Below are 19,397 nucleotides of genomic sequence, written 5' to 3' on the forward strand. Positions count from 1 at the left end.
CAGCTCCGGCACAGGACCAGGCGCCCCCGATCAAGCAGATCGCACTCACCGACAAGCAGATCGACGGCGCGATCGCGGCCTCCAAGGAAATGGACCCGATCACCGCAAAACTGTCCCAGGATGCCAAGCCGGATCCGAAGATCGTTGCCCAGCTCGAGGCCATCGCCAAGAAGAACGGCTTCGCCAGCTATGACGACTACAACAGCGTCGTCGACAATATTTCGCTGGTGCTCGGCGGCTTCGATCCGCAGACCAAGAAGTATGTCGGTCCCGAGGCGGTGGTGAAGGCGCAGATCGCCCAGGTCCAGGCCGACAAGAAGATGTCGGCCAAGGACAAGAAGGAAGCGCTTGCCGATCTCAACGAAGCCCTGAAGTCGCCGCCGCCCGCGGTCGAGAACAAGGGCAACATCGATCTCGTGACCAAGAGCTACGACAAGCTGATGGAAGAATTCGGCGGCAGCGACGACAACTGAGCGCAAGTCGAATCAGAGCCGAATCAAGAACAAAGCCCCGGACAATTTCTCCGGGGCTTTTTTCTTTTCTCCCTCTCCCCGCTCTTGCGGGGAGAGGGTTGGGGTGAGGGGCTGCTGCTCCGAAGCCGGTGAGAGGTCATCTGCGGAGACCTCCTCATCCGGATTGCATCTCCGATGCAATCCGACTTCTCCCCGCAGGCGGGGAGAAGTGGTGGAGTTATGTCCGCGTGCGCATCCGCATCATGAAGCTGTCGAACGATAGTTCGGCCACCTGCATCCAGGCCAGCGATTCGTTGCGATAGGCGGCGAGGCTCGCATACATCTTGCCGAAATGCGGATTGGACTTGGCGAGATCGGCATAGATCTCGTTGGCCGCGCTGTAGCAGGCTTCCAGCACTTCCTGCGGGAACGGCCGCAGCTGTGCGCCGGCCACGATCAGGCGCTTCAGCGCCGGCGGATTGACCGCATCATATTTTCCGGTGACCCAGGTGAAGGTGTCTTCGGACGCCGCCTGGATCGCGGCCTGATAATGCTTCGGCAGCGCGTTCCACTTGTCCTTGTTCAGCACGTTGTGGCCCTGGCCGGTGCCTTCCCACCAGCCGGGGTAGTAGTAGAATTTCGCGACCTTGACGAAGCCGAGCTTCTCGTCGTCATACGGCCCGACCCACTCGGCGGCGTCGATGGTGCCTTTCTCCAGCGCCGGATAGATATCGCCGCCGGCGATCTGCTGCGGCACGCCGCCGACCTTGGCGATGATGTTGCCGGCGAAGCCGCCGACGCGGAATTTCAGCCCCTGCAAATCCGCCATCGACTTGATCTCCTTCCGGAACCAGCCGCCCATCTGGGCGCCGGTCGAGCCGGTCGGAATGCCGACGCAGTTGTATTCCGCAAGCAGGTTGTTGATCAGTTCGCTGCCGCCGCCCCATTGCAGCCAGGAAATATGCTGGCGCGTGTTGAGGCCGAATGGCAGCGAGGTGCCGAAGGTGAAGGCGGGATTCTTGCCCCAGTAATAATACAGCGCGGTGTTGCCCATCTCGACCGTGCCGTTGGAGACGGCGTCCAGCACCTGCAGGCCTGGCACGATCTCGCCGGCGGCGAAGGACTGGATCTGGAAACGGTTGTCGGTGATTTCGGCGACGCGTTTGCAGAAGAATTCACAGCCGCCATAGAGCGTATCGAGCGCCTTCGGCCAGCTTGCCGCGAGCCGCCACCTGACCTCCGGCATCGATTGCGCGACCGCGGGCGCAGCGACCGCCGTCGCAGCCAGCCCGACGCCGCCTGCCCTCAAGAAATCACGACGCTTCATGCGTATCCCTCCTGTGTGCCGATGCCTCGACAAGGGGAACGATCTTGGTGCCGTCTTTCTTCGCCGATCGATCGACGTTGCTGTGAATGTGTCCGGTGGCCCTCGACGGGCTCTTGTGTGTGGAAATCCGAGCTTTCGGTTCCACTGGTCAGGATGATCGTTTGCCGGAGGAAATCAAGCGCCCGCCTTCGTTGCAGTTGCGAAGGAAAATCGGCTCTGTTGGTCTCGTCTGATACCTGTCGGTCTCGCCGTGATCTGCTACGACGGCAGGTGAGTTGATGGGAGTTCAAGGACATGGCCAACAAGAAAGTCGTGGTCGCCGGCGCGACCGGCCTCGTGGGCAACGCCGCCTTGCGACACTTCGGCGCATCTGGCGAGTGCGAGCGCATCGCGCTGTCGCGCCGCAAGCCGCGCGATCTCTACGGCGCGCAGCATGTGCGAATCGACCTCACCAGCGCCGAGGATTGCCGCCGCGCCGCGGCCGAGCTCGCCGGCGCAACGCACCTGATCTATGCCGCGCTCTATGAAGCGCCGAGCCTGGTCGATGGCTGGCGCGATGCCGGGCAGATCGAAACCAATGACCGCATGCTGCGCAACCTGATGGGCGTGCTCGAGCCCGTCGCGCCTGATCTCAAACATGTCGCGCTCTTGCAGGGCACCAAGGCCTATGGCGTGCACGTCCGGCCGCTCACGGTGCCGGCGCGCGAGGGCCGCTCGGAAATGTACGAGCAGCCGAATTTCTATTGGGCGCAGGAGAATTTCCTGCGTGAGCTGCAACGCGGCAAGAGCTGGCACTGGAGCATCCTGCGCCCGGTGCTGATCATCGGCGAAGCCATGGGCGGTGCGATGGATCTGATCCCGCCGCTCGGCGTCTATGCGGCGGTGCTGCGCGCGCAGGGCAGGCCGCTGGATTATCCCGGCGGTGCGCCGCGCGTCGCGCAGGCGGTCGATGTCGATCTCTTGGCGCGCGCGATCGCCTGGTCGGGCGATGCGGAGACCGCACGCAATGAAGCCTTCAACGTCACCAACGGCGACGTCTTCACCTGGGAAAATATCTGGCCCGCGGTATCAGATGCGCTCGAGATGGCGCCGGGCCGGAATGTGCCGCTGTCGCTGGCGAAGGAGTATCCGAAATGGATCCCGCTGTGGGACGAGCTGCGCAGCAAGCACGATCTGATCGCACCTAGCCTGGAAGAGTTCGTCGGCCTGTCGTTTCAATATGCCGACTACAGCATGCGCTACGGACAGACTGAATCCGGTCCGCCCTCGATCGTGTCGACGGTGAAGATCAACCAGGCCGGCTTCACCGAGATGATGGATACGGAAGCGATGTTCCGCAAATGGTTCAAGCTGGCGAAGGCGAACCGGCTGCTGCCGTAGTTATTGGAGCGGGCGCTCTTCTTCTTCTCCCTCTCCCCGTTCTTACGGAGAGGGTTGGGGTGAGGGGCCTCTATCCGGCGAGCACTTCGCTGCTTGTCGAGCACCGTGCCTCGCCCCTCACCCGGATCGCATCTGCGATGCGATCCGACCTCTCCCCGCAAAAGGGCGGGGAGAGGTGAAGGATGTCGCTCCGTTGGACTAACAGCAAGCGCTACCGCGAAAACGCCTTCTCCATCGCTTTACGCGTCTTGATGGTGTCGTTGCTCTCATCGACCTCGACGTCGCTCCAGCGCACGACCGCGCCATGGGCGATATCGTTCTTCAGCTTGACGCGATGCGCGAGCCCGATCGGCAATGCGCCGGCGGCGAGGCTGGCGGCGGCGGGCATCAGCTTGCCCCATACCGTGTAGCCGCCTTCGCCGTCGAGCATCTCGCCGGCGCGCAAATTGCGCTTCGCCACCGCTGCGACGTCGCCGCGGAAGCCGCGCGGCTGCCCGGTCGGCTCGTTGCGCAGCGCCGCCGACAGCACGGAAATATTCAGCTCGAGCCCGATCAGATGATATGGCTTGTACATCGCCGCATAGCGGCCGGACGCGTCGGTCTTGAGGCCGTACTGCTTGAAGCAATCGGCGGCATAATCGTTCGGCGCCTCCAGCACCACATAGACGCCCCAGCGCAGATCACGAAACACCGGACGGCCGTCGCGTTCCAGCGACGACACCACCTCGACGATGCCGGATTTTTCCAGCACGCCGCCTTTGTCGCGCGGCCGCATCACATGCGGCAGGTCGTCGACGCCGCAGGGCGGAAACAGCAAGCCCTCCGACGGCACGTCGAGGGTGCAGGCATTGGCGATCGCCGCCATCTCGATCGCGGATTTGGTGCCGTCGAGGAAGGAATTGAACATCTGCGGGTTCATGCCGGCGGATTGCGCCTCGCCTGATGTGAGCCCGTAATGCTGCCACACACCTTCCGGCGTCACGTCGTGATAGGCGGGCAGGTATTTCGTGCCCTTGCCGGCGGCGACGACGCGGAATCCCGTCGCGCGTGCCCAATCGACCATCTCTGCCGTCAGCGCCGGCTGGTCACCATAGGCGAGCGAATAGACCACGCCGGCCTTGCGCGCCTCTTCGGCGAGCAGCGGGCCGGCCACCACATCGGCCTCGACATTGACCATCACGACATGCTTGCCGGCGGCGATCGCCGCGCGGGCATGGCGGATGCCGACCGCGGGATTGCCGGTGGCTTCCACTACCACGTCGAACGCGCCGCCCGCGATCGCGCGCGCGCCGTCGTCGGTAAAGGTCGTCGCGCCGATCCGCGCGTCGTCCCAGCCGACCGTGCGGCAGGCCTCGCGCGCACGGTCGCGGTCGAGATCGACGATCACCGGCACCTCGAGCCCCGGCGTGTGCGGCACCTGCGACAGGAACATCGAGCCGAATTTTCCGGCGCCGATCAGGACGACGCGAACCGGCTTGCCGGCAGCGGCGCGGGTTTTGAGGAGGTGATGCAGGTTCATTTTGCTTTCCAAACAAAAGGGGCATTCCGGGGCGACGCGCTAGCGTCGAACCCGGAATCTCGAGGTTCCGGGTTCGCGCTTCGCGCGCCCCGGAACGACATCAGGGATATTACTCCGCCGCCTGCCGCGGTGCACGGGCGAGCCGCAGCAGCGCGTCGTCGGCCACCGTCTGGATCGGCGTGAAGTCGCGGTGCGCGATGTAGTCCGGCCGCGTCGGGGTACGGATGTAGTTCGAGACCGCATTCAGCGTCAAATAGACGATCTTGCGCGGGTAGGGCGTGATGTTGCCGCTCGAGCCGTGCACCAGATTGCCGTGGAACATCAGCATGCCGCCGGGCTTCCCGGTCGGCGCGACGATGCCGCCCTGCTTCACGAGCCGCGTCACCGTCTCTTCGTCCAGCGTCCACAGCGGGTAGGACGTGGTCTCCAGATCGTGCGACGCTTTCAGGTCGCCGGCGGTCTGGCTCTGCGGCACCAGCATCAGCGGTCCGTTGATCGGCATCACCTCGTCGAGGAAGATCGCGATGTTCATCGCGCGCGGCTCCGGCATGCCGTCGTCACGCTTCCAGGTGCCGTAATCCTGGTGCCACTGCCAGACGTCGCCGGTGAAGGCCGCCTTCGCGTTGATCTTGAACTGATGCATGTAGACCTTCTCACCGAACAGCTGCTCGATGGGGTCGATCATGCGCGGATGCGCGCCGAGGAGGCCGAACGCCTCGTTGTAGAGATGCGCGGCGAAGGCCGTGCGCGGCGCACCGCTCTTCTCGCGCCACACCTCGGGGCGGTTGGCGTCATAGATCGAGACCGCCTCGCGTGCGAGGAAATCGACCTCTTCCTGGCTGAACAGCTCGGGCAGGAACAGCCAGCCTTCGCGGTAGAAAAACTCGATCTGCTCCGGGGTCAGTTTCATGGTGCTTTCCTCCTTTGATTATTGGTTTTCGCTCTTGGCGCCTTGACGGTCCTGCTCACGCCGCCACGTCGATCGCCCTCAGCTTCTCTTCGGTCATCTGCCCCGCCGTCTGCGCATGGGCCAACGCGGCGGCCTCAGCGGCGGCGGCGTTGCCGGAGAAAATGTGTGCGGCGATGGTCTCGTGCTCGGTCCAGGCGCTGCCGCGGTAATCGAGCTCGGCGAGCACGGTCGCCATCGAGCGGCGCATATGCGGCCATTGCGGCGCGATCATTTCCTCGATCGCGGTATTGCCGGCCAGCCGATAGATCGCGCTGTGGAAGTCGACGTCGAGCGCGATCAGGCGCGCCAGCGGCGCGGTGTCGTCGATCGCGCGCCCGGCTTCCAGCGCGCCTTCGAGCTGCGCACGTGCCGCGGAATCCTCCTTCACACGCGTCGCGGCAAGCCGCGCCGCCAGCGCATCGATGGCGCCGCGCACTTCATAGAGCTCGCGGATGCGCTGCGGATCGAGCTGCGTCACCTCGAAGCCGCGTTTGCCGCTCTCGGCGACGAGGCCCTGGCGATGCAACAGGTGCAGCGCGTGCGAGATCGGTTGGCGCGAGACGCCGAGCCGATCGGCAAGTTCGTTCTGGGTGATGCGCTGGCCGGGCACCAGCGTGCGGTCGATGATCGCTTCGAGCAATCGCCCGTAGACCTGGTCGATCAGGTTCGGAAGCGGGTCCAACGGGATCATATGCCGACCATCCAAATTGGAATACGGAATTCCGTGTTCGAAATGCAGGCTACTGCGGGTTGCAGAAGTGGTCAAGGCGGGAATGCGCGGAAATTCTAAGTGATTGAAATAAAGAGGATTTCTGAGAAGGCAAATACCAGCCGACGATCGTGCTCTGATCAAGCGCGGAGCAAGCGGCACCCCCCTCCCTGACCCTCCCCCACAAGGGGGGAGGGAACGGAGAGAGCCGCGTCGCGTCGGAGAGGTGGCACCTCCGCCCAGTGAACCCGGGCGGAGGTTTAATCAAGTGAGGTGAGCACACGGGTCAGGCTGCCTCCCCCCTTGTGGGGGAGCGTTGGGGACAGGGGTGGCCCCGGGTGCCGGCGCTAAAGATTGGCGTGGCTGTTTCAACGGATGCCGCTGCGCGCCCCCAGCTACTTCGCCTTGCCCAACTCCATCAGGATCCGCGTCATCAGATAGAGCCGCGGCACGATCGAGTTGGTGTCGATGTATTCGTCGCGGGCGTGATAGCCCCAGCCGGCGAGGCCGAAGCTTTCGACCACGATGGCCTTGCCGCTGCGCGCAGCGTAGCCGGCATCGGTCGCGCCGCCGGTCATCTCCGCGATATCCAGCGTGCGGTCGAGTTCGGCGTAGATCGCCTGTCCCTGCTTGGCGAGCGCGCGGCCGCGATCGTTTGCCACGAACGGTGGGCGGCCCGCGGCGACCTTCACGGTTACCTCAGTGTCGGGGATCAGCTTGTCCTTCACCTTTTCGTCGAGCGCGGCCTGCAGCTTTTGCACGCCGTCCGGAATGGTGAGGCGAATGTCGGCGCCGGCGCTGGCGTGATCCGGGATCTGGTTGCGCACGGTGCCGGCCTTCGCGGTGGTCCAGTTCAGCTGGGTGCCCGGGATGGATTTCGCGACGTCCTGAGTTTGCAGCAACTGATGCGCGAGCTCGAGCAGCGCGTTGCGGCCGAGCTGCGGCGCGGCGCCGGCATGCGAGGCCTTGCCCTTCACATCCATCGTGCCGGTCGCGGTGCCGCTGGCGCCGAGCAGCAGGCTCTCGTTCTTGGCCACCGGCGGCGCAACCGTCGGCTCGCAGGACAGCACCACGTCGTGCTGGTCGGCGAGCTCGGCGATGATCTCGCCCGAGCCGATCGATCCGACCTCTTCATCCGGATTGAACGACACCGTGAGTTTTGCGTAGTCGCGCCAGCCCGCATCATTCAGGATCTTGAGCGAATGCAGGATGACGGCGATGCCGCCCTTGTCGTCGGCAATGCCGGGCCCGTAGATCCTGTTGCCGTCGACCTTGTAGGGTTGGGTGTCGAGGATGCCGTGCTCATAGACCGTATCCATATGCGCGATCAGCATCAGCTTCTTGCTGCCGGTGCCCTCAAAGGTGCCGATCACCATGTCGGCGCCCGCGCCCTTCGTCGTCTTGCGCCGCTCGGTCTTGGCGCCGAGCGCCTTCAGCCGCGCTTCGGTGTAGTCGGCCATCTTCTTCAGGCCTTCGACGTCGCTGGAGCCCGACTCGATCAGCACCATGTCGTGCAGGCTCTCGATCACGGCCGGCTGGGCCTGCTCGGCGGCCGCGCGCAGCTTTTCATCCGCGGCAGCAAAGGCGGAGGAGGAGGCGAGGGCGAGCGAAAGCACGCCGGCCGACGCAAGCAATTTGACGGATAGTTTCATGATTGTCCTCCCTGAACAGCGCAGGGTGACACTAGCATCGCAGCCTGTCCGCCTCTAGCTGCGATCAACTCGGATCGAGGACTTCGACATCGAAGGTTTCGATCTGCGCGGGCTCAGCGGTGGCATCGATCGCCGCGATCCTGTCGCCAGATATCGTGACTCGCAGCACGACACGCAGCGCGCCACCAAAAACGACGGCGACGCCGATCTCGCCGTCGACCAGCGCGGCTTTCGCGGCCTGCGCGCGTCCCTTGAAGCTTTCGGCGACAGCCGCGGCGCCGCGGATGACCGGCAGCGAGCCGAGCCGCTGCGCCGCCTGATCGGCGCGCACCACGACGTCGGGCGCGAGCACGGCAAGCAGCGCCTCGAAATCTCCGTTGCGGGACGCGGCGAGGAAAGCTTCGACGATGCCGCGCTGCCGGCTGAGATCGGCATCTGGCGCGGGCGGCGCGCCCTGCACGCGGCGTCTGGCGCGGCTCGCCAGCTGCCGCGCGGCGGCCGGCGTGCGTCCGACGATCGGCGCGATCTCCTCGAACGGCACCGCGAACATGTCGTGCAGCACGAAAGCCAGCCGCTCGGCCGGCGCCAGCGTCTCCAGCACCACGAGCAGCGCCGCGCCGACCGAGTCAGCCATCTCGGTCTCGTGCTCGGATGGATTGTCCGCGATCGGCTCCGGCACGTGCGGGCCGATCGGCTCTTCGCGGCGCGATTTGCGCGAGCGCAGCATGTCGAGGCAGATCCGCGCGATCACCGTGGTCAGCCAACCCCCGAGATTGTCGACGGCAGCAGTGTCGGTGCGGCCGAGCCGCAGCCAGGCCTCCTGCACGGCGTCGTCGACCTCGGCGGTCGAGCCCAGCATGCGGTAGGCCACCGCCCGCAAGCGCGGCCGGTTGGCCTCGAACTGTTCGGTGAGAGAATTTTTCTCGTCCATCGGTCACATTCTCTTTGTCCGCTCCGTCATGGCCATGACGAACGAAACCAGGCCGATGTGACAGCAGATCGGCATGGCGGCGTCAAAAGGCAAATCAGGAGAGTGAGATGATGAAAGCCCGCATGAACCACCCGGTGATGGTTGTTCCCGATGCCATGAAGGCGCTGCAGGCGCTCAGCGAGAGCACCAAACCGGCGCTGCCGGAAAAGCTGCTCGAGCTGGTCCATCTGCGCGCCAGCCAGATCAATGGCTGCAGCGTCTGTGTCGACATGCACCCGAAGCTTGCGAGGCGCGTCGGCGAGACCGATGAGCGGCTGTTCGCGGTCGGCGCCTGGCGCGACACGCCGTATTTCACCGAAGCCGAGCGCGCAGCGTTGGCGCTGACGGAAGCCGTGACCCGGCTCAGCGACCGCGAGGATCCGGTGACGGACGCGGTGTGGGACGAGGCGGCGAAGCATTTCGACGAGCAGCAGCTCGCGTCCCTGGTGCTGGGGATTGCCGCGATCAATGTCTGGAACCGGCTGAACGTCGCCGTGCGGCAGCCGGTTGGTGTTTGGAAGGTGTGATCTTCTCCCTCTCCCCGTTCTTTACGGGGGCGAGACGAGCGAAGCTCGCTCTTAGAGGGTTGGGGTGAGGGGCTACTCTCCGCGAGCGATGCGAGTGGATGAATCTGTACCCCCTCACCCGGATCGCATCTTGCGATGCGATCCGACCTCTCCCCGCAAGCGGGGCGAGGTAAGCAGGCGTGGGTCCTCTAGCCCGCCAAAAAATCCAGCACGATCTCGCAATAGCGTTGCGGGGCCTGCTCGAACATCGGATGCGTGGTGCCCGGGATCATCTCGGTGCGCGCGCCCTGCACATTGGCGGCGAGCGCGTGCAGCACCTTCGGCAGCACGCCCTTGGTGTTGGCGCCGCCGATGAACAGCGTCGGCGTTTTGATCGCCTCCGCGTCGGCTTTCGAGAATGGCGGCCGCTGGTCGCGGGTCTGGCCGAGCAGGGTGGTCGCGTTGTCGCGCAACAGCTGCTTGGAAGTCGCCGGAATTCGCTTCCAGGCGCCGGGCCCTTCGAGCGCGTCCATGAAGATCTGCAAGCCGCCGTCGATGTCGCCCTTGGCGATCTCAGCGGCACACGCCGCGAAGCGCGCTGCCAGCGGCGAGGGGCCCGGCTTGAAGTCAGGATCAAGGCTCTCGTCGAGCTCGCCGCCGGGCTCGGCCAGGATCAGCTTGCGCAGCAGGTCGGGCCGCCGCTGCGCGACGCGGAAGCAGATATGGCCGCCGCGGGAATGCCCCATCAGGTCGACCGGTTTGGTATCGAACGTCTCGATGAAGGCGATCACGTCGTCGACATGCTGCGCGATCGAATAGGTGTCGCCAACGCCGTCCCAATGCGCCGGGAAGAAATGCCGCAGGCTGACCGCGATCACGCGATGCCGCCGTGTCAGCGGGCCGAGCACCGCCGACCAGATCCGGAAATCGCACAGCGAGCCGTGCACGCAGACCAGCGGCGGGCCCTCTCCGATATCGAGATAGGGCATGTCGAAACCGTTGACGTGGAGGCTGTGCATTTGGGGCTCGCGGAGGGGAGGAGATGTTGTTGATTTAGCCCAAGTTCCCACGGAATTCGGGTGGATAGCAACATTCTCCAAGCCTAGATTTCAGATCAGCAACAGGCTCGCATGTGTGAGCCCAAACGATATGAAGGAACATCTGGAGCGAGCCATGACCGGCCAGCATTTTGCAATCTTCGAAACCATGATCGGCGCCTGCGGCATCGTCTGGGGCGAGCACGGCGTCACCGCCGTGCAGCTGCCGATGGGCACCGAGGAAAAGACCCGCAAGCGCATCTTCCAGCGCAACGGCGACGTCACCGAGGCGGCGCCGCCGGCCGAGGTGCAGCACGCGATCGACGGCATGATCGAGCTGCTCGCCGGCAAGCCGAACGACCTCGCCGACATCGTGCTCGATCTCGACGGCGTGCCCGAGTTCAACCGCGGCGTCTACGACATCGCGCGGAAGATTCCGCCGGGCAAGACCGTGACCTATGGCGATATCGCCAAGCAGCTCGGCGGCGTCGAGTTGTCGCGCGACGTCGGCCAGGCATTGGGCCGCAACCCGTGCCCGATCGTGGTACCCTGCCACCGGGTGCTGGCGGCCGGCAACAAGCCGGGCGGCTTCTCGGCCAATGGCGGCGTGGTGACCAAGCTGAAGATGCTGCAGATCGAAGGCGCGGTGGTGAACCACACGCCGAGCCTGTTTGATTGAGGCGCAGGTCTTTCCTGCTCCCTCTCCCCGTCCTTTACGGGAGAGGGGTGGGGTGAGGGGCTCTAACCGCTAGGCGGTGATAGCCGATAGACCTGTACCCCCTCACCCGGATTGCATCTTGCGATGCAATCCGACCTCTCCCCGCAAGCGGGGCGAGGTGAAGAAAAAGAGCTACACCGTCTCACACACGAACCCGTTGCCCTTCCGCCTGATCTTGCCGACCGTCGGCGAGGGGAAGTGCGCGGGGCAGCACAGCGTATCGGTGTCGCAATAGCGCTCGAGGAAGCTGCGCCGCGTCTTCGCGGCCAGTGCCGGGTCGACGTCGAATTTCGGCGACAACTCCGGATAGAGCGTCTGGATCGGCGAGTGCATCAAATCGCCGGCAAACACCGCATCATCCTTGCTACGGCCGAAGGTGAAGGCGACATGACCCGGCGTGTGGCCGGGCGTCGGCAGCACGCGCATATGATCGCCGATCGCAAAATCATTGCCGACCAGTTCGGCCCGCCTGGCTTCGACCACCGGCAGCACGCTGTCGACGAAGGGCGGGACCTCTGCCTTGGCGTTGGTCTCGGTCCAGTAGTCGAACTCGCTCTTGTCGAATACATAGCGCGCGTTCGGGAAGGTCGGCACCCAGCGGCCGTTCTCGAGCCGCGTGTTCCAGCCGACATGGTCGACATGCAGATGCGTGCACATCACATAGTCGATGTCGCCAACCGAAAAGCCCGCCGCCGCGAGGCCGCGCAGATAGTTGTCGTCGGTCTTCATGTTCCAGCTCGGCCGCCCCGGCCGCGGCTTGTCGTTGCCGATGCAGCTGTCGATCAGGATGGTGTGGTGCGGCGTCTTCACGATGTAGGACTGGAACGCCAGGATCAGCGTGTCGCTGTCATCGAGCGCGCCGGCCGCTTTCATCCAGGCGCGGTTCTCCGCGAGCAGCTCCGGTGTCAGTCCGGGCAGCATGTCATGCGCGGGCAGGAACAGCCCTTCCTCCTCGACAATGCGATGAATGGTGAGATCGCCGGCGGCAAATTTCAGGCTCATGGTGATTCCTTGGATGAGGTCAGTGCGCGTCGCGCACGGCGGGAATGTTGATGTTGGCGAGGATATCCATCGCCGCAAGGTCTTGCTCCGGCGGGCTGTACCGGGCTGCCGTCATCATCATCACAAAGTCGAGATCGGAGACGGTCAGCGCGAGCGCCAGGCTCGCGCTGAAAATCGAGAGGCGGGGACGCATTCGCGCATCGTCGTTTTCCCCACGCGGGGCCTTGCTACGCCGCAGGCGGTGCCGAGATCTTCACCGACGGCCGCTCCAGCATTCTCTGGTAGAAGGCGTCGAGCTTGGGATAGGCCTTGCGCCAGCCGCAATCGGCAAAGCGGAAATCGGCGTAGCCGAGCACGCAGACGAGCCCGATCTGCGCGATGTCGAACGACGAGCCATCGAGAACATCCGGCCGATTCTCGAACCGCGCCATGCCGGCCCAGGCCCTGTTCCAGTGATCGTCATACCAGGCCTGCCACAACGAGCCCTGCGGCCGCACCATCTTCTCGTAGCGGCACAGCAGCATGGAATCGAGCATGCCGTTGAGCAGCGAATGGTCGGTCTTCAGCTGCCAGCGCCGCGGACCGTAGCCCGGGATCAGTCGGCCGCCGCCGATCTCGTTGAGATATTCGACGATGACGTAGGAATCCAGAATGACGTCGCCATGGTCGAGGATCAGCACCGGCAGCTTCTTCAGCGGCGAGATCTTGGAATATTCGTCGTTGGCCGTGCCCGGCGCGACGCTGGCCGGCACCAGCTCGATCTTGTCGATCAGGCCAAGCTCGATCGCTGCGATGCGCACCTTGCGGGCGAACGGGGAGGCGGGAGAGAAGGTGAGTTTCATGGGAGGCCCCTGGAAATATACGCTGGGTATCTCTCTCCCGTCATTGCGAGCGAAGCGAAGCAATCCATTGCTTCCGAACACGCGGAAAGATGGATTGCTTCGTCGCTATCGCTCCTCCCAATGACGGTGGTGACGCTAGCCGGACCTCACGCCGCGACGATTTCCTGGCGCTGCTCGCCGAGGCCTTCGATGCCCAGCGTCACGACGTCGCCGACATTGAGGAAGGTCGGCGGCTTCATACCGAGGCCGACGCCGGGCGGAGTGCCCGTCGTGATGATATCGCCGGGCAGCAGCGTCATGAACTGCGAGACGTAGGAGATGCATTTCGCCATCGTGAAGATCATGGTCTTGGTCGAGCCGGTCTGGCGGCGCTGACCGTTGACGTCGAGCCACATCGACAGGTTCTGCACATCGGCGATTTCGTCCTTGGTGGCGAGCCAGGGGCCGACCGGACCGAAGGTGTCGTGCGACTTGCCCTTGGTCCACTGTCCGAGCCGCTCGGTCTGGAAGTTGCGCTCGGAGACGTCGTTGCAGACGCAATAGCCGGCAACGTGGTTGAGCGCGTCGGCTTCCGAGACGTATTTGGCGCGGGTGCCGATGATCGCGGCGATCTCGACTTCCCAGTCCAGCTTGGTCGAGCCCCGCGGCTTCTCGACGGCATCGTTCGGGCCGGACAGCGAGGTATTCGCCTTCATGAAGATGATCGGTTCGGTCGGGATCTGAGCGCCGGTTTCCTTGGCGTGGTCGGAATAGTTGAGGCCGATCGCGACGAACTTCGAGATGCCGGTGACCGGGGCGCCGAAGCGCGGCTTGCCGGAGACGGCGGGCAGGGAGGCGGGATCGAGGGCGGAAAGCTTCTTCAGCGATTCCGGCGTGTAGGCTTCGCCGGTCAGGTCCTTCAGATGGGCCGAGAGATCGCGGAGCTGGCCGGATTTATCGATCAGGCCGGGCTTTTCCGCACCCTTTTCGCCATAACGAACAAGCTTCATGTTGATCACTCCCTACGGTGTCTTGAGGATTGTTACTGGTATACCTCGACACGCTTCATGGAACAGCGCGCCGGGAAATTCAACCGCCATGAGCGCGCTGCATTGCTGCCAAGCCTTATGTCAAGGCCATTTCGGGCCGGTTAGCCCAGCGCTGCGAACCTGAACGCGTCGCCGTCGCGCTTGATGTGGCCGGCATTGAAATGTCCGCCGATCACCAGCGTCGGCGTGTCGGCAAAGCGCGAGAACAATTCGCGCCGCGTCGCGGCCGATTGCTTCTGGTCGGAGTCCGCGGTCGACGACCAGTCGAGGTGATACATCTGGCAGGGATGATGGGCGACGTCGCCGGTCAGCAGTCCTTCCGCGCCGCCGGACTTGATATGGATGCTCATATGGCCGGGGCTGTGTCCCGGCGTCGGGATCAGCGTGATCTCCTCGGTCAAGCGATGATCGCTCGGTACCAGCTCGGCCTTGCCGGCATCCGCGATCGGCTTCACCGAGTCGGTGAACACGGCAGCATGCGCGGCATCGTCGCTGTGGTCGCGCCAGTGCTCGAATTCGGTCCTGCCGAACACGTAACGCGCATTGGCGAAGGTCGGCACCCATTTGCCGCCGGAGAGTTTCGTGTTCCAGCCGACGTGGTCGACATGCAGATGCGTGCACAGCACGGTGTCGATGCTGTCAGGTGCAAATCCGGCCGCGGTCAGCTTCTCCAGGAACGGATCGTTGCGGTTGTTCCAGGTCGGCACGTTGCGGCCCTGCTTGTCGTTGCCGAGACCGGTGTCGACGATGATGCGGTGCTCCGGCGTCTCGACCAGCAGCGAGTGGATCGACATTTTCAGCCGGCCATCCTCATTGGCGAAATGCGGGATCAGCCAGGGCAGGCTCTGGATCTCTTCCCGGCCGGCCAGCGGCAGGATGAAGCGTGTGCTGCCGACGGTCTCGAGCTCGACGACTTTTGTGATTTTGACCTTGCCGATCGTCCATTGCATGCGGCGTGTCCTCGGTTTCTTGTTTCTCGCCGGACCATGCGGGTTTCCGCACGCCGGCGCAATGGATCAAGCAAGCGCCCACTTCACCTCGCCCCACCTGCGGGGAGAGGGAGAGCGCGCGTGCCTATCATCGCGCGCAGTCGACGATCACGGTGCCGATCTTGTCGCCCTTTTCGACGGCGAGATGGGCCTCGGCGGTCTCCGCCAGCGCGAATTGGCCGGCGATGTTGTGCACGCGGGTGCCCGACTGCAGCCATTTGGTGATGTCGGCCTGCGCTGCGGCAAGCAGCGGCGGCGGCAGCGCAAACAACACCAGCGAGCGCACCGTGATGCATTTTTCCATCAATTCGCGCACCGGCAGCACAGGCGTGCGGTTGCCGTTGGTGGCGTAGACCGCGATCGTCGAGTTCAGCGCCATGATCTTCAGCGTGGTCGCGAGGTTGCCGCCGAAATCGACGTCGATCACGCGGTCGACGCCGCGGTTCTCGGTGAAGGCCATCACCTTGGAGACGACGTCCTCGGTCCGGTAGTTGACGACCGTGTCGGCGCCGGCAAGCCGCGCCTCGACGTCCTTGACCTGCGAGCTCACCGTCGCGATCACGCGCGCGCCGCCCCACTTGGCGAGTTGCACGGCGTAGTGACCGACAGCACCGGCGCCGCCGGTGACCAGCACCGTTTGCCCGGAGATCGGACCGTCGGCAAACAGCGCGCACCACGCGGTCATGCAGGGGATGCCGAGCGTCGCGCCGGCCGCGAACGACACGTCCTGCGGCAGCGGCGTCACCAGGTAATCAGCAAGCGTAATGTACTCGGCCGCGGTGCCGAAGGCGCGGCCGTTGCGCTGGCCGTTGAACAGCCAGACGCGGTCGCCAACGGCAAAGCGCGTCACGCCTTCACCGATCTGGTCGATGATTCCCGCGCCGTCGCTGTTCGGGATCACGCGCGGAAATTCCATCGCGCGATAGTTGCCGCTGCGGCGGCCGACATCGGCCGGATTGACGCCGGAGGCCTCGAGCCGAACCCGGACTTCGCCAGGGCCGGCGTCAGGCGTCGGCATTTCGCCGACGGTGAGCACCGTCGGCGCCGCGCCTGTTCGCTCGTACCAGACCGCCTTCATCTAGCGCCCCTTTCCGAAGTTCGTGAACTCGTCCAGCGACCTCTTGCGCGAACTTCGGAAAGCAAGAGGGCGCTAGAAGACTCGTGAATCTCTAGTGCCGCTTGACCGATTTGAAGCTCCCAATCGGCCTCGCCGCATATAGTGCAGGCGCTTCAAATCGGCGGCACTAGAGCGTACCCGGGAAGGCGCCCCCGTCGAGCAGCAGGTTCTGTCCGGTGATGAAGCCGGCCTTGGCGCCGCACAGGAAGGCGCAGGCGTAGCCGAATTCGTCGGGATGGCCGAAGCGGCCGGCGGGGTTCAGCTTGGCGCGCTCGGCCAGCACCTGCTCGGCCGAGATGCCGCGCTTCTCAGCCTCGGGCTTTGCCGTGCCGCGCAGACGGTCGGTCTCGAATGGGCCCGGCAGCAGGCCGTTGATGGTGACGTTGTTGATCACGGTCTTGCGCGACAGGCCGGCGACGAAGCCGGTGAGGCCGGCGCGGGCGCCGTTGGACAGGCCGAGAATCTCGATCGGCGCCTTCACCGCCGCCGAGGTGATGTTGACGATGCGGCCGAACTTGCGCGCCATCATGCCGTCGACGGTCGCTTTGATCAGTTCGATCGGCGTCAGCATGTTGGCATCGATCGCCTTGATCCAGTCGTCGCGTGTCCAGTTGCGGAAATCGCCGGGCGGCGGGCCGCCGGCATTGTTGATGAGGATGTCCGGATCGGGGCAGGCCGTGAGCACGGCTTCGCGTCCCGCCGCCGTCGTGATATCGCCGACGATTTCGGTCACGGTGACGCCGGGGTGGCCCTTACGGATCTCGTCGGCGGTCTGCTTCAGCGCCTCGGCGCCGCGCGCAGTCAGCGTGACATGCACCCCCTCATTGGCGAGCGCGATCGCGCAGGCGCGGCCCAGTCCCTTGCTCGATGCGCAGACGATGGCGCGGCGGCCTTTGATTCCAAGATCCACGAGTTCACTCCCTGTGATGTCGGGTTGGTTTGTAAAGCTTCGATGGCGCCAGTCTAGCCAAGCCCGGCGGCGCCGGTAAGGGACGTGCAATGCATAAGTGCATGCCGGGTCGGAACAGACGGGTGAGCGCGGCGGGCTAGATGCGCTGCTCGCGCCGCAGTCGCTCGATCGCCATGGTGGCTTCGGGCGGCAGCGCCCGGAATCCGGCCTGTCCGGCCGCGGAGAACAGCGGCCGCAATTGCGATCCGTTGAGGAATTGCGGCTGCCTCGCCAGCGGCACCAGCTGATCGAACACCAGCACCAGCGTGGTCACGACAAGGCCGACCCTGATCGCGCCGAGCAGCGCGCCGCCGAGGCGGTCGCCGATCCCGATCTCCGAGCCGATGGTGTCGTCGAGCATCGTCCGCGCCATCTTTCCGAGGATGACACCGATCAGAAGGAAGAGGCCGAACAGCAGCACCCCGTTGGGCGGGAACGGCGAGGACGGGAGCGTCGCGATGTGGGGCCCGATCATCGCCAGCGCGGCGACTGCGAGCGGCATCGCGACGAGATAGGCAAGGATAGTGACCGCGCTGCGCAGCAGGCCGGTCGTGAAGCCGGTGACGACCGCGAACAACAACCCGAGCGTCACGACGATGTCGAAGAGGTTCATGGATAAGGATTCCTGCCCCAATCTCCTGCGGTCCCCTGGTTGATCAAACCTGCTTACATCAGGGACAATTGTCGCTATCACTCGTCCGCTTCAATCCGGGAACCTGCCGATGTCCGACCTATTCGATGTCAGTAAAGAAATCATCCTCATCACCGGCGCCTCGCAGGGGCTGGGGCGGCAATTCGCCCGCGTGCTGGCGGCGCATGGCGCTACGGTGGTGCTGGCGGCGCGCCAGACCGCGAAGCTGAAGAGCCTCGCGGACGAGATCAAGGCCAAAGGTGGCCGCGCTGCCGCGGTGCAGATGGACGTTGCAGATGTTTCCGGCATTGCGAAAGCGCTCGACGCCGCGGAATCCGCACTCGGTCCGGTCTCGGTGTTGATCAACAATGCCGGCATCGCGATCGAGAAGCTCGCGACCGAGCAGACCGAGGCGGATTGGGACGCCGTGATCAACGCCAATCTGAAGGGCGCCTATTTCCTCGCGACCGAGCTTTCGCGGCGCATGATCCTGCGCAAGCAGCCGGGCAACATCATCAATGTCGCGTCCGTGCTCGGGCAGGGCGTGCTCAAGGCCGTCTCGCCCTATGCGATCTCCAAGGCCGGCCTGATCCAGGGCACCAAAGCGATGGCGCTGGAACTCGCCGGCAACAACATCCGCGTCAACGCGCTGGCGCCGGGATATATCGACACCGAGATGAACCATGATTTCTGGTCAACGCCGGCAGGCGAGCGGCTCGCAAAACGGATTCCGCAGCGCCGCGTCGGCGCCGAATCCGATCTCGACGGCGCGATCATGCTGCTCGCCTCCAACGCCTCGCGCTACATGACCGGCACGGTGGTGACGGTCGATGGCGGATTCCTGTTGAACTAGATCCAGCGGCAAGAGCCGTATTTGGTCCTGCAGCTTACTCCAGTGTGGTCACACTCAGGGCAGCCTTAGCAGCAGCAGCCCCGACCGAGCGCAAGCCAGCCACGTATATATCGACCACCCTTTCGAAGCTCTCGTCATAAGAATAGACGTGCAGGAATGAGTCCAGGATCTGATGCACGGCAAAGCCGCGCACCAGGCTCCGAAGCATGTACAAGGCGTCTTCTGCGTGTTGCCCATGCACCCCACATTCGGCGAGAACGGATTTGATGAGGCCGCAAGTTTCTTCGTGGGCCGCCCGCCACTCGGCGCAATCAATTGTGGGCGTCCTCGACGCGGCAGCCCACAAGGCGGGACGTTCCAACGCATATTGTCGCATCTCAAGGGCAACTGACTTCAGGGCGTCAAAAGACGTCTTGCCCTCGCATGCTGTCTTCAACCTGACGAGCAGGTCGTGATAGCCCTTGATCGCGAAAAATCTTCGCAATTCCGGAATCAAACAACGCTTGTCGGCAGAGAAGCCTTCTACCTCTGAGGCCAGATCTCTTGCAAGCAGCTGATCCCAGGATGCCGACAGCATGTCATCGAGGTTGAAGTTACGTTCGTGGGTCATTGATCCAGCTCCGCCTTCAGCACAAAGGCCGGTTGCGTCCGCAGATACGCGACTTCGACCACGTTGCCGCGTGTGCTGACTCTTCTGCATTGTCTGGAGACCGGCCGTTGAGAGGACGTGAATAAAAGACGGAATTGGGTGAGATCACCCGGAAGAC

The 19,397-nt window shown here is 64.3% G+C and carries 21 protein-coding genes (1 of these 21 running past the window's edge); 5 read left to right on the forward strand and 16 right to left on the reverse strand.

What is annotated here, in order from left to right; all coding sequences use genetic code 11:
* Positions 1-473, forward strand: partial view of a hypothetical protein gene (locus tag ACVIGB_RS36985; RefSeq protein WP_456718976.1) — the 3' portion only. 154 nt of this gene lie to the left of the window's left edge; only the last 473 of its 627 coding nucleotides appear in the window; the start codon falls outside the window, past its left edge; it ends in the stop codon at positions 471-473.
* A 217-nt stretch (positions 474-690) separates the two neighbouring features.
* Here the strand turns inward: ACVIGB_RS36985 and ACVIGB_RS36990 are convergent, their stop codons facing one another.
* The gene (locus tag ACVIGB_RS36990) at positions 691-1,779 is read right to left on the reverse strand and encodes a TRAP transporter substrate-binding protein (protein ID WP_456718975.1); all 1,089 of its coding nucleotides are present in this window, start codon (positions 1,777-1,779) and stop codon (positions 691-693) included.
* Between the two features lie 294 nt (positions 1,780-2,073).
* Between ACVIGB_RS36990 and ACVIGB_RS36995 the strand changes: the two genes are divergently transcribed.
* Positions 2,074-3,159 carry an NAD-dependent epimerase/dehydratase family protein gene (locus ACVIGB_RS36995; RefSeq protein WP_456718974.1) on the forward strand — a complete coding sequence of 362 codons (1,086 nt, stop codon included), beginning with the start codon at positions 2,074-2,076 and terminating at the stop codon, positions 3,157-3,159.
* A 211-nt stretch (positions 3,160-3,370) separates the two neighbouring features.
* Here the strand turns inward: ACVIGB_RS36995 and ACVIGB_RS37000 are convergent, their stop codons facing one another.
* The 5 genes from ACVIGB_RS37000 to ACVIGB_RS37020 all read right to left on the reverse strand — a co-directional run bounded on the left by ACVIGB_RS37000 (position 3,371) and on the right by ACVIGB_RS37020 (position 8,919).
* Entirely contained in the window at positions 3,371-4,678 is a 1,308-nt protein-coding gene (locus ACVIGB_RS37000; protein ID WP_456718973.1) for an NAD(P)H-dependent oxidoreductase, read from the reverse strand.
* A 109-nt stretch (positions 4,679-4,787) separates the two neighbouring features.
* Positions 4,788-5,588, reverse strand: a complete 801-nt coding sequence (locus ACVIGB_RS37005; RefSeq protein WP_456718972.1) for a phytanoyl-CoA dioxygenase family protein — start codon at positions 5,586-5,588, stop codon at positions 4,788-4,790.
* Positions 5,589-5,643: 55 nt separating this feature from the next.
* Complete coding sequence (locus ACVIGB_RS37010; RefSeq protein WP_456718971.1) at positions 5,644-6,318, reverse strand: GntR family transcriptional regulator; 675 nt, start codon at positions 6,316-6,318, stop codon at positions 5,644-5,646.
* Positions 6,319-6,731: 413 nt separating this feature from the next.
* Complete coding sequence (locus ACVIGB_RS37015; RefSeq protein ID WP_456718970.1) at positions 6,732-7,988, reverse strand: M20/M25/M40 family metallo-hydrolase; 1,257 nt, start codon at positions 7,986-7,988, stop codon at positions 6,732-6,734.
* Between the two features lie 64 nt (positions 7,989-8,052).
* Positions 8,053-8,919, reverse strand: coding sequence for a sigma-70 family RNA polymerase sigma factor (locus ACVIGB_RS37020; protein WP_456718969.1), 867 nt, complete (start codon positions 8,917-8,919; stop codon positions 8,053-8,055).
* Between the two features lie 110 nt (positions 8,920-9,029).
* Here ACVIGB_RS37020 and ACVIGB_RS37025 point away from each other — a divergent pair, with 110 nt between their 5' ends.
* Complete coding sequence (locus ACVIGB_RS37025; protein ID WP_456724983.1) at positions 9,030-9,485, forward strand: carboxymuconolactone decarboxylase family protein; 456 nt, start codon at positions 9,030-9,032, stop codon at positions 9,483-9,485.
* A 188-nt stretch (positions 9,486-9,673) separates the two neighbouring features.
* Here ACVIGB_RS37025 and ACVIGB_RS37030 read toward each other — a convergent pair whose 3' ends face one another.
* Positions 9,674-10,483 carry an alpha/beta fold hydrolase gene (locus tag ACVIGB_RS37030; protein ID WP_456718968.1) on the reverse strand — a complete coding sequence of 270 codons (810 nt, stop codon included), beginning with the start codon at positions 10,481-10,483 and terminating at the stop codon, positions 9,674-9,676.
* A gap of 154 nt (positions 10,484-10,637) precedes the next feature.
* Between ACVIGB_RS37030 and ACVIGB_RS37035 the strand changes: the two genes are divergently transcribed.
* Complete coding sequence (locus tag ACVIGB_RS37035; RefSeq protein WP_223974113.1) at positions 10,638-11,180, forward strand: methylated-DNA--[protein]-cysteine S-methyltransferase; 543 nt, start codon at positions 10,638-10,640, stop codon at positions 11,178-11,180.
* 171 nt (positions 11,181-11,351) lie between these two features.
* Here the strand turns inward: ACVIGB_RS37035 and ACVIGB_RS37040 are convergent, their stop codons facing one another.
* The 8 genes from ACVIGB_RS37040 to ACVIGB_RS37075 all read right to left on the reverse strand — a co-directional run bounded on the left by ACVIGB_RS37040 (position 11,352) and on the right by ACVIGB_RS37075 (position 17,759).
* Entirely contained in the window at positions 11,352-12,221 is an 870-nt protein-coding gene (locus ACVIGB_RS37040) for an MBL fold metallo-hydrolase (RefSeq protein ID WP_456718967.1), read from the reverse strand.
* A gap of 19 nt (positions 12,222-12,240) precedes the next feature.
* Positions 12,241-12,414 carry a hypothetical protein gene (locus ACVIGB_RS37045; protein WP_171947533.1) on the reverse strand — a complete coding sequence of 58 codons (174 nt, stop codon included), beginning with the start codon at positions 12,412-12,414 and terminating at the stop codon, positions 12,241-12,243.
* Between the two features lie 34 nt (positions 12,415-12,448).
* A complete protein-coding gene (locus tag ACVIGB_RS37050) occupies positions 12,449-13,063 on the reverse strand; it encodes a glutathione S-transferase family protein (RefSeq protein ID WP_456718966.1) in 615 nt (204 codons plus the stop codon).
* A 146-nt stretch (positions 13,064-13,209) separates the two neighbouring features.
* Positions 13,210-14,052, reverse strand: coding sequence for a fumarylacetoacetate hydrolase family protein (locus tag ACVIGB_RS37055; RefSeq protein ID WP_229169797.1), 843 nt, complete (start codon positions 14,050-14,052; stop codon positions 13,210-13,212).
* A gap of 140 nt (positions 14,053-14,192) precedes the next feature.
* Complete coding sequence (locus tag ACVIGB_RS37060) at positions 14,193-15,041, reverse strand: MBL fold metallo-hydrolase (RefSeq protein ID WP_456718965.1); 849 nt, start codon at positions 15,039-15,041, stop codon at positions 14,193-14,195.
* A 127-nt stretch (positions 15,042-15,168) separates the two neighbouring features.
* Positions 15,169-16,158: an NADPH:quinone reductase gene (locus ACVIGB_RS37065; protein WP_456718964.1), complete on the reverse strand. Its 990-nt coding sequence runs from the start codon at positions 16,156-16,158 to the stop codon at positions 15,169-15,171.
* Positions 16,159-16,324: 166 nt separating this feature from the next.
* The gene (locus ACVIGB_RS37070) at positions 16,325-17,107 is read right to left on the reverse strand and encodes an SDR family oxidoreductase (protein WP_456718963.1); all 783 of its coding nucleotides are present in this window, start codon (positions 17,105-17,107) and stop codon (positions 16,325-16,327) included.
* Between the two features lie 136 nt (positions 17,108-17,243).
* Positions 17,244-17,759, reverse strand: coding sequence for a CvpA family protein (locus tag ACVIGB_RS37075; RefSeq protein ID WP_456718962.1), 516 nt, complete (start codon positions 17,757-17,759; stop codon positions 17,244-17,246).
* A 109-nt stretch (positions 17,760-17,868) separates the two neighbouring features.
* Between ACVIGB_RS37075 and ACVIGB_RS37080 the strand changes: the two genes are divergently transcribed.
* On the forward strand, positions 17,869-18,630 hold the full coding sequence (locus ACVIGB_RS37080) for an SDR family NAD(P)-dependent oxidoreductase (protein ID WP_456718961.1): 762 nt from the start codon (positions 17,869-17,871) through the stop codon (positions 18,628-18,630).
* 34 nt (positions 18,631-18,664) lie between these two features.
* Here the strand turns inward: ACVIGB_RS37080 and ACVIGB_RS37085 are convergent, their stop codons facing one another.
* Positions 18,665-19,240, reverse strand: coding sequence for a TetR-like C-terminal domain-containing protein (locus ACVIGB_RS37085; RefSeq protein ID WP_456718960.1), 576 nt, complete (start codon positions 19,238-19,240; stop codon positions 18,665-18,667).
* Positions 19,241-19,397 lie beyond the last annotated feature (157 nt).

The organism is Bradyrhizobium sp. USDA 4341, assembly GCF_054063755.1.

Excerpts from the sequence above, each read along its gene's own strand:
- ACVIGB_RS37030 (WP_456718968.1), bottom strand. The coding sequence starts at position 10,483 with ATGCACAGCCTCCACGTCAACGGTTTCGACATGCCCTATCTCGATATC.
- ACVIGB_RS36990 (WP_456718975.1), bottom strand. The coding sequence starts at position 1,779 with ATGAAGCGTCGTGATTTCTTGAGGGCAGGCGGCGTCGGGCTGGCTGCG.
- ACVIGB_RS37020 (WP_456718969.1), bottom strand. The coding sequence starts at position 8,919 with ATGGACGAGAAAAATTCTCTCACCGAACAGTTCGAGGCCAACCGGCCG.
- ACVIGB_RS37075 (WP_456718962.1), bottom strand. The coding sequence starts at position 17,759 with ATGAACCTCTTCGACATCGTCGTGACGCTCGGGTTGTTGTTCGCGGTC.
- ACVIGB_RS37025 (WP_456724983.1), top strand. The coding sequence starts at position 9,030 with ATGAAAGCCCGCATGAACCACCCGGTGATGGTTGTTCCCGATGCCATG.
- ACVIGB_RS37010 (WP_456718971.1), bottom strand. The coding sequence starts at position 6,318 with ATGATCCCGTTGGACCCGCTTCCGAACCTGATCGACCAGGTCTACGGG.
- ACVIGB_RS37035 (WP_223974113.1), top strand. The coding sequence starts at position 10,638 with ATGACCGGCCAGCATTTTGCAATCTTCGAAACCATGATCGGCGCCTGC.
- ACVIGB_RS37045 (WP_171947533.1), bottom strand. The coding sequence starts at position 12,414 with ATGCGTCCCCGCCTCTCGATTTTCAGCGCGAGCCTGGCGCTCGCGCTG.
- ACVIGB_RS37080 (WP_456718961.1), top strand. The coding sequence starts at position 17,869 with ATGTCCGACCTATTCGATGTCAGTAAAGAAATCATCCTCATCACCGGC.
- ACVIGB_RS37065 (WP_456718964.1), bottom strand. The coding sequence starts at position 16,158 with ATGAAGGCGGTCTGGTACGAGCGAACAGGCGCGGCGCCGACGGTGCTC.
- ACVIGB_RS37050 (WP_456718966.1), bottom strand. The coding sequence starts at position 13,063 with ATGAAACTCACCTTCTCTCCCGCCTCCCCGTTCGCCCGCAAGGTGCGC.
- ACVIGB_RS36995 (WP_456718974.1), top strand. The coding sequence starts at position 2,074 with ATGGCCAACAAGAAAGTCGTGGTCGCCGGCGCGACCGGCCTCGTGGGC.
- ACVIGB_RS37000 (WP_456718973.1), bottom strand. The coding sequence starts at position 4,678 with ATGAACCTGCATCACCTCCTCAAAACCCGCGCCGCTGCCGGCAAGCCG.
- ACVIGB_RS37060 (WP_456718965.1), bottom strand. The coding sequence starts at position 15,041 with ATGCAATGGACGATCGGCAAGGTCAAAATCACAAAAGTCGTCGAGCTC.
- ACVIGB_RS37055 (WP_229169797.1), bottom strand. The coding sequence starts at position 14,052 with ATGAAGCTTGTTCGTTATGGCGAAAAGGGTGCGGAAAAGCCCGGCCTG.
- ACVIGB_RS37015 (WP_456718970.1), bottom strand. The coding sequence starts at position 7,988 with ATGAAACTATCCGTCAAATTGCTTGCGTCGGCCGGCGTGCTTTCGCTC.
- ACVIGB_RS37040 (WP_456718967.1), bottom strand. The coding sequence starts at position 12,221 with ATGAGCCTGAAATTTGCCGCCGGCGATCTCACCATTCATCGCATTGTC.
- ACVIGB_RS37085 (WP_456718960.1), bottom strand. The coding sequence starts at position 19,240 with ATGACCCACGAACGTAACTTCAACCTCGATGACATGCTGTCGGCATCC.
- ACVIGB_RS37005 (WP_456718972.1), bottom strand. The coding sequence starts at position 5,588 with ATGAAACTGACCCCGGAGCAGATCGAGTTTTTCTACCGCGAAGGCTGG.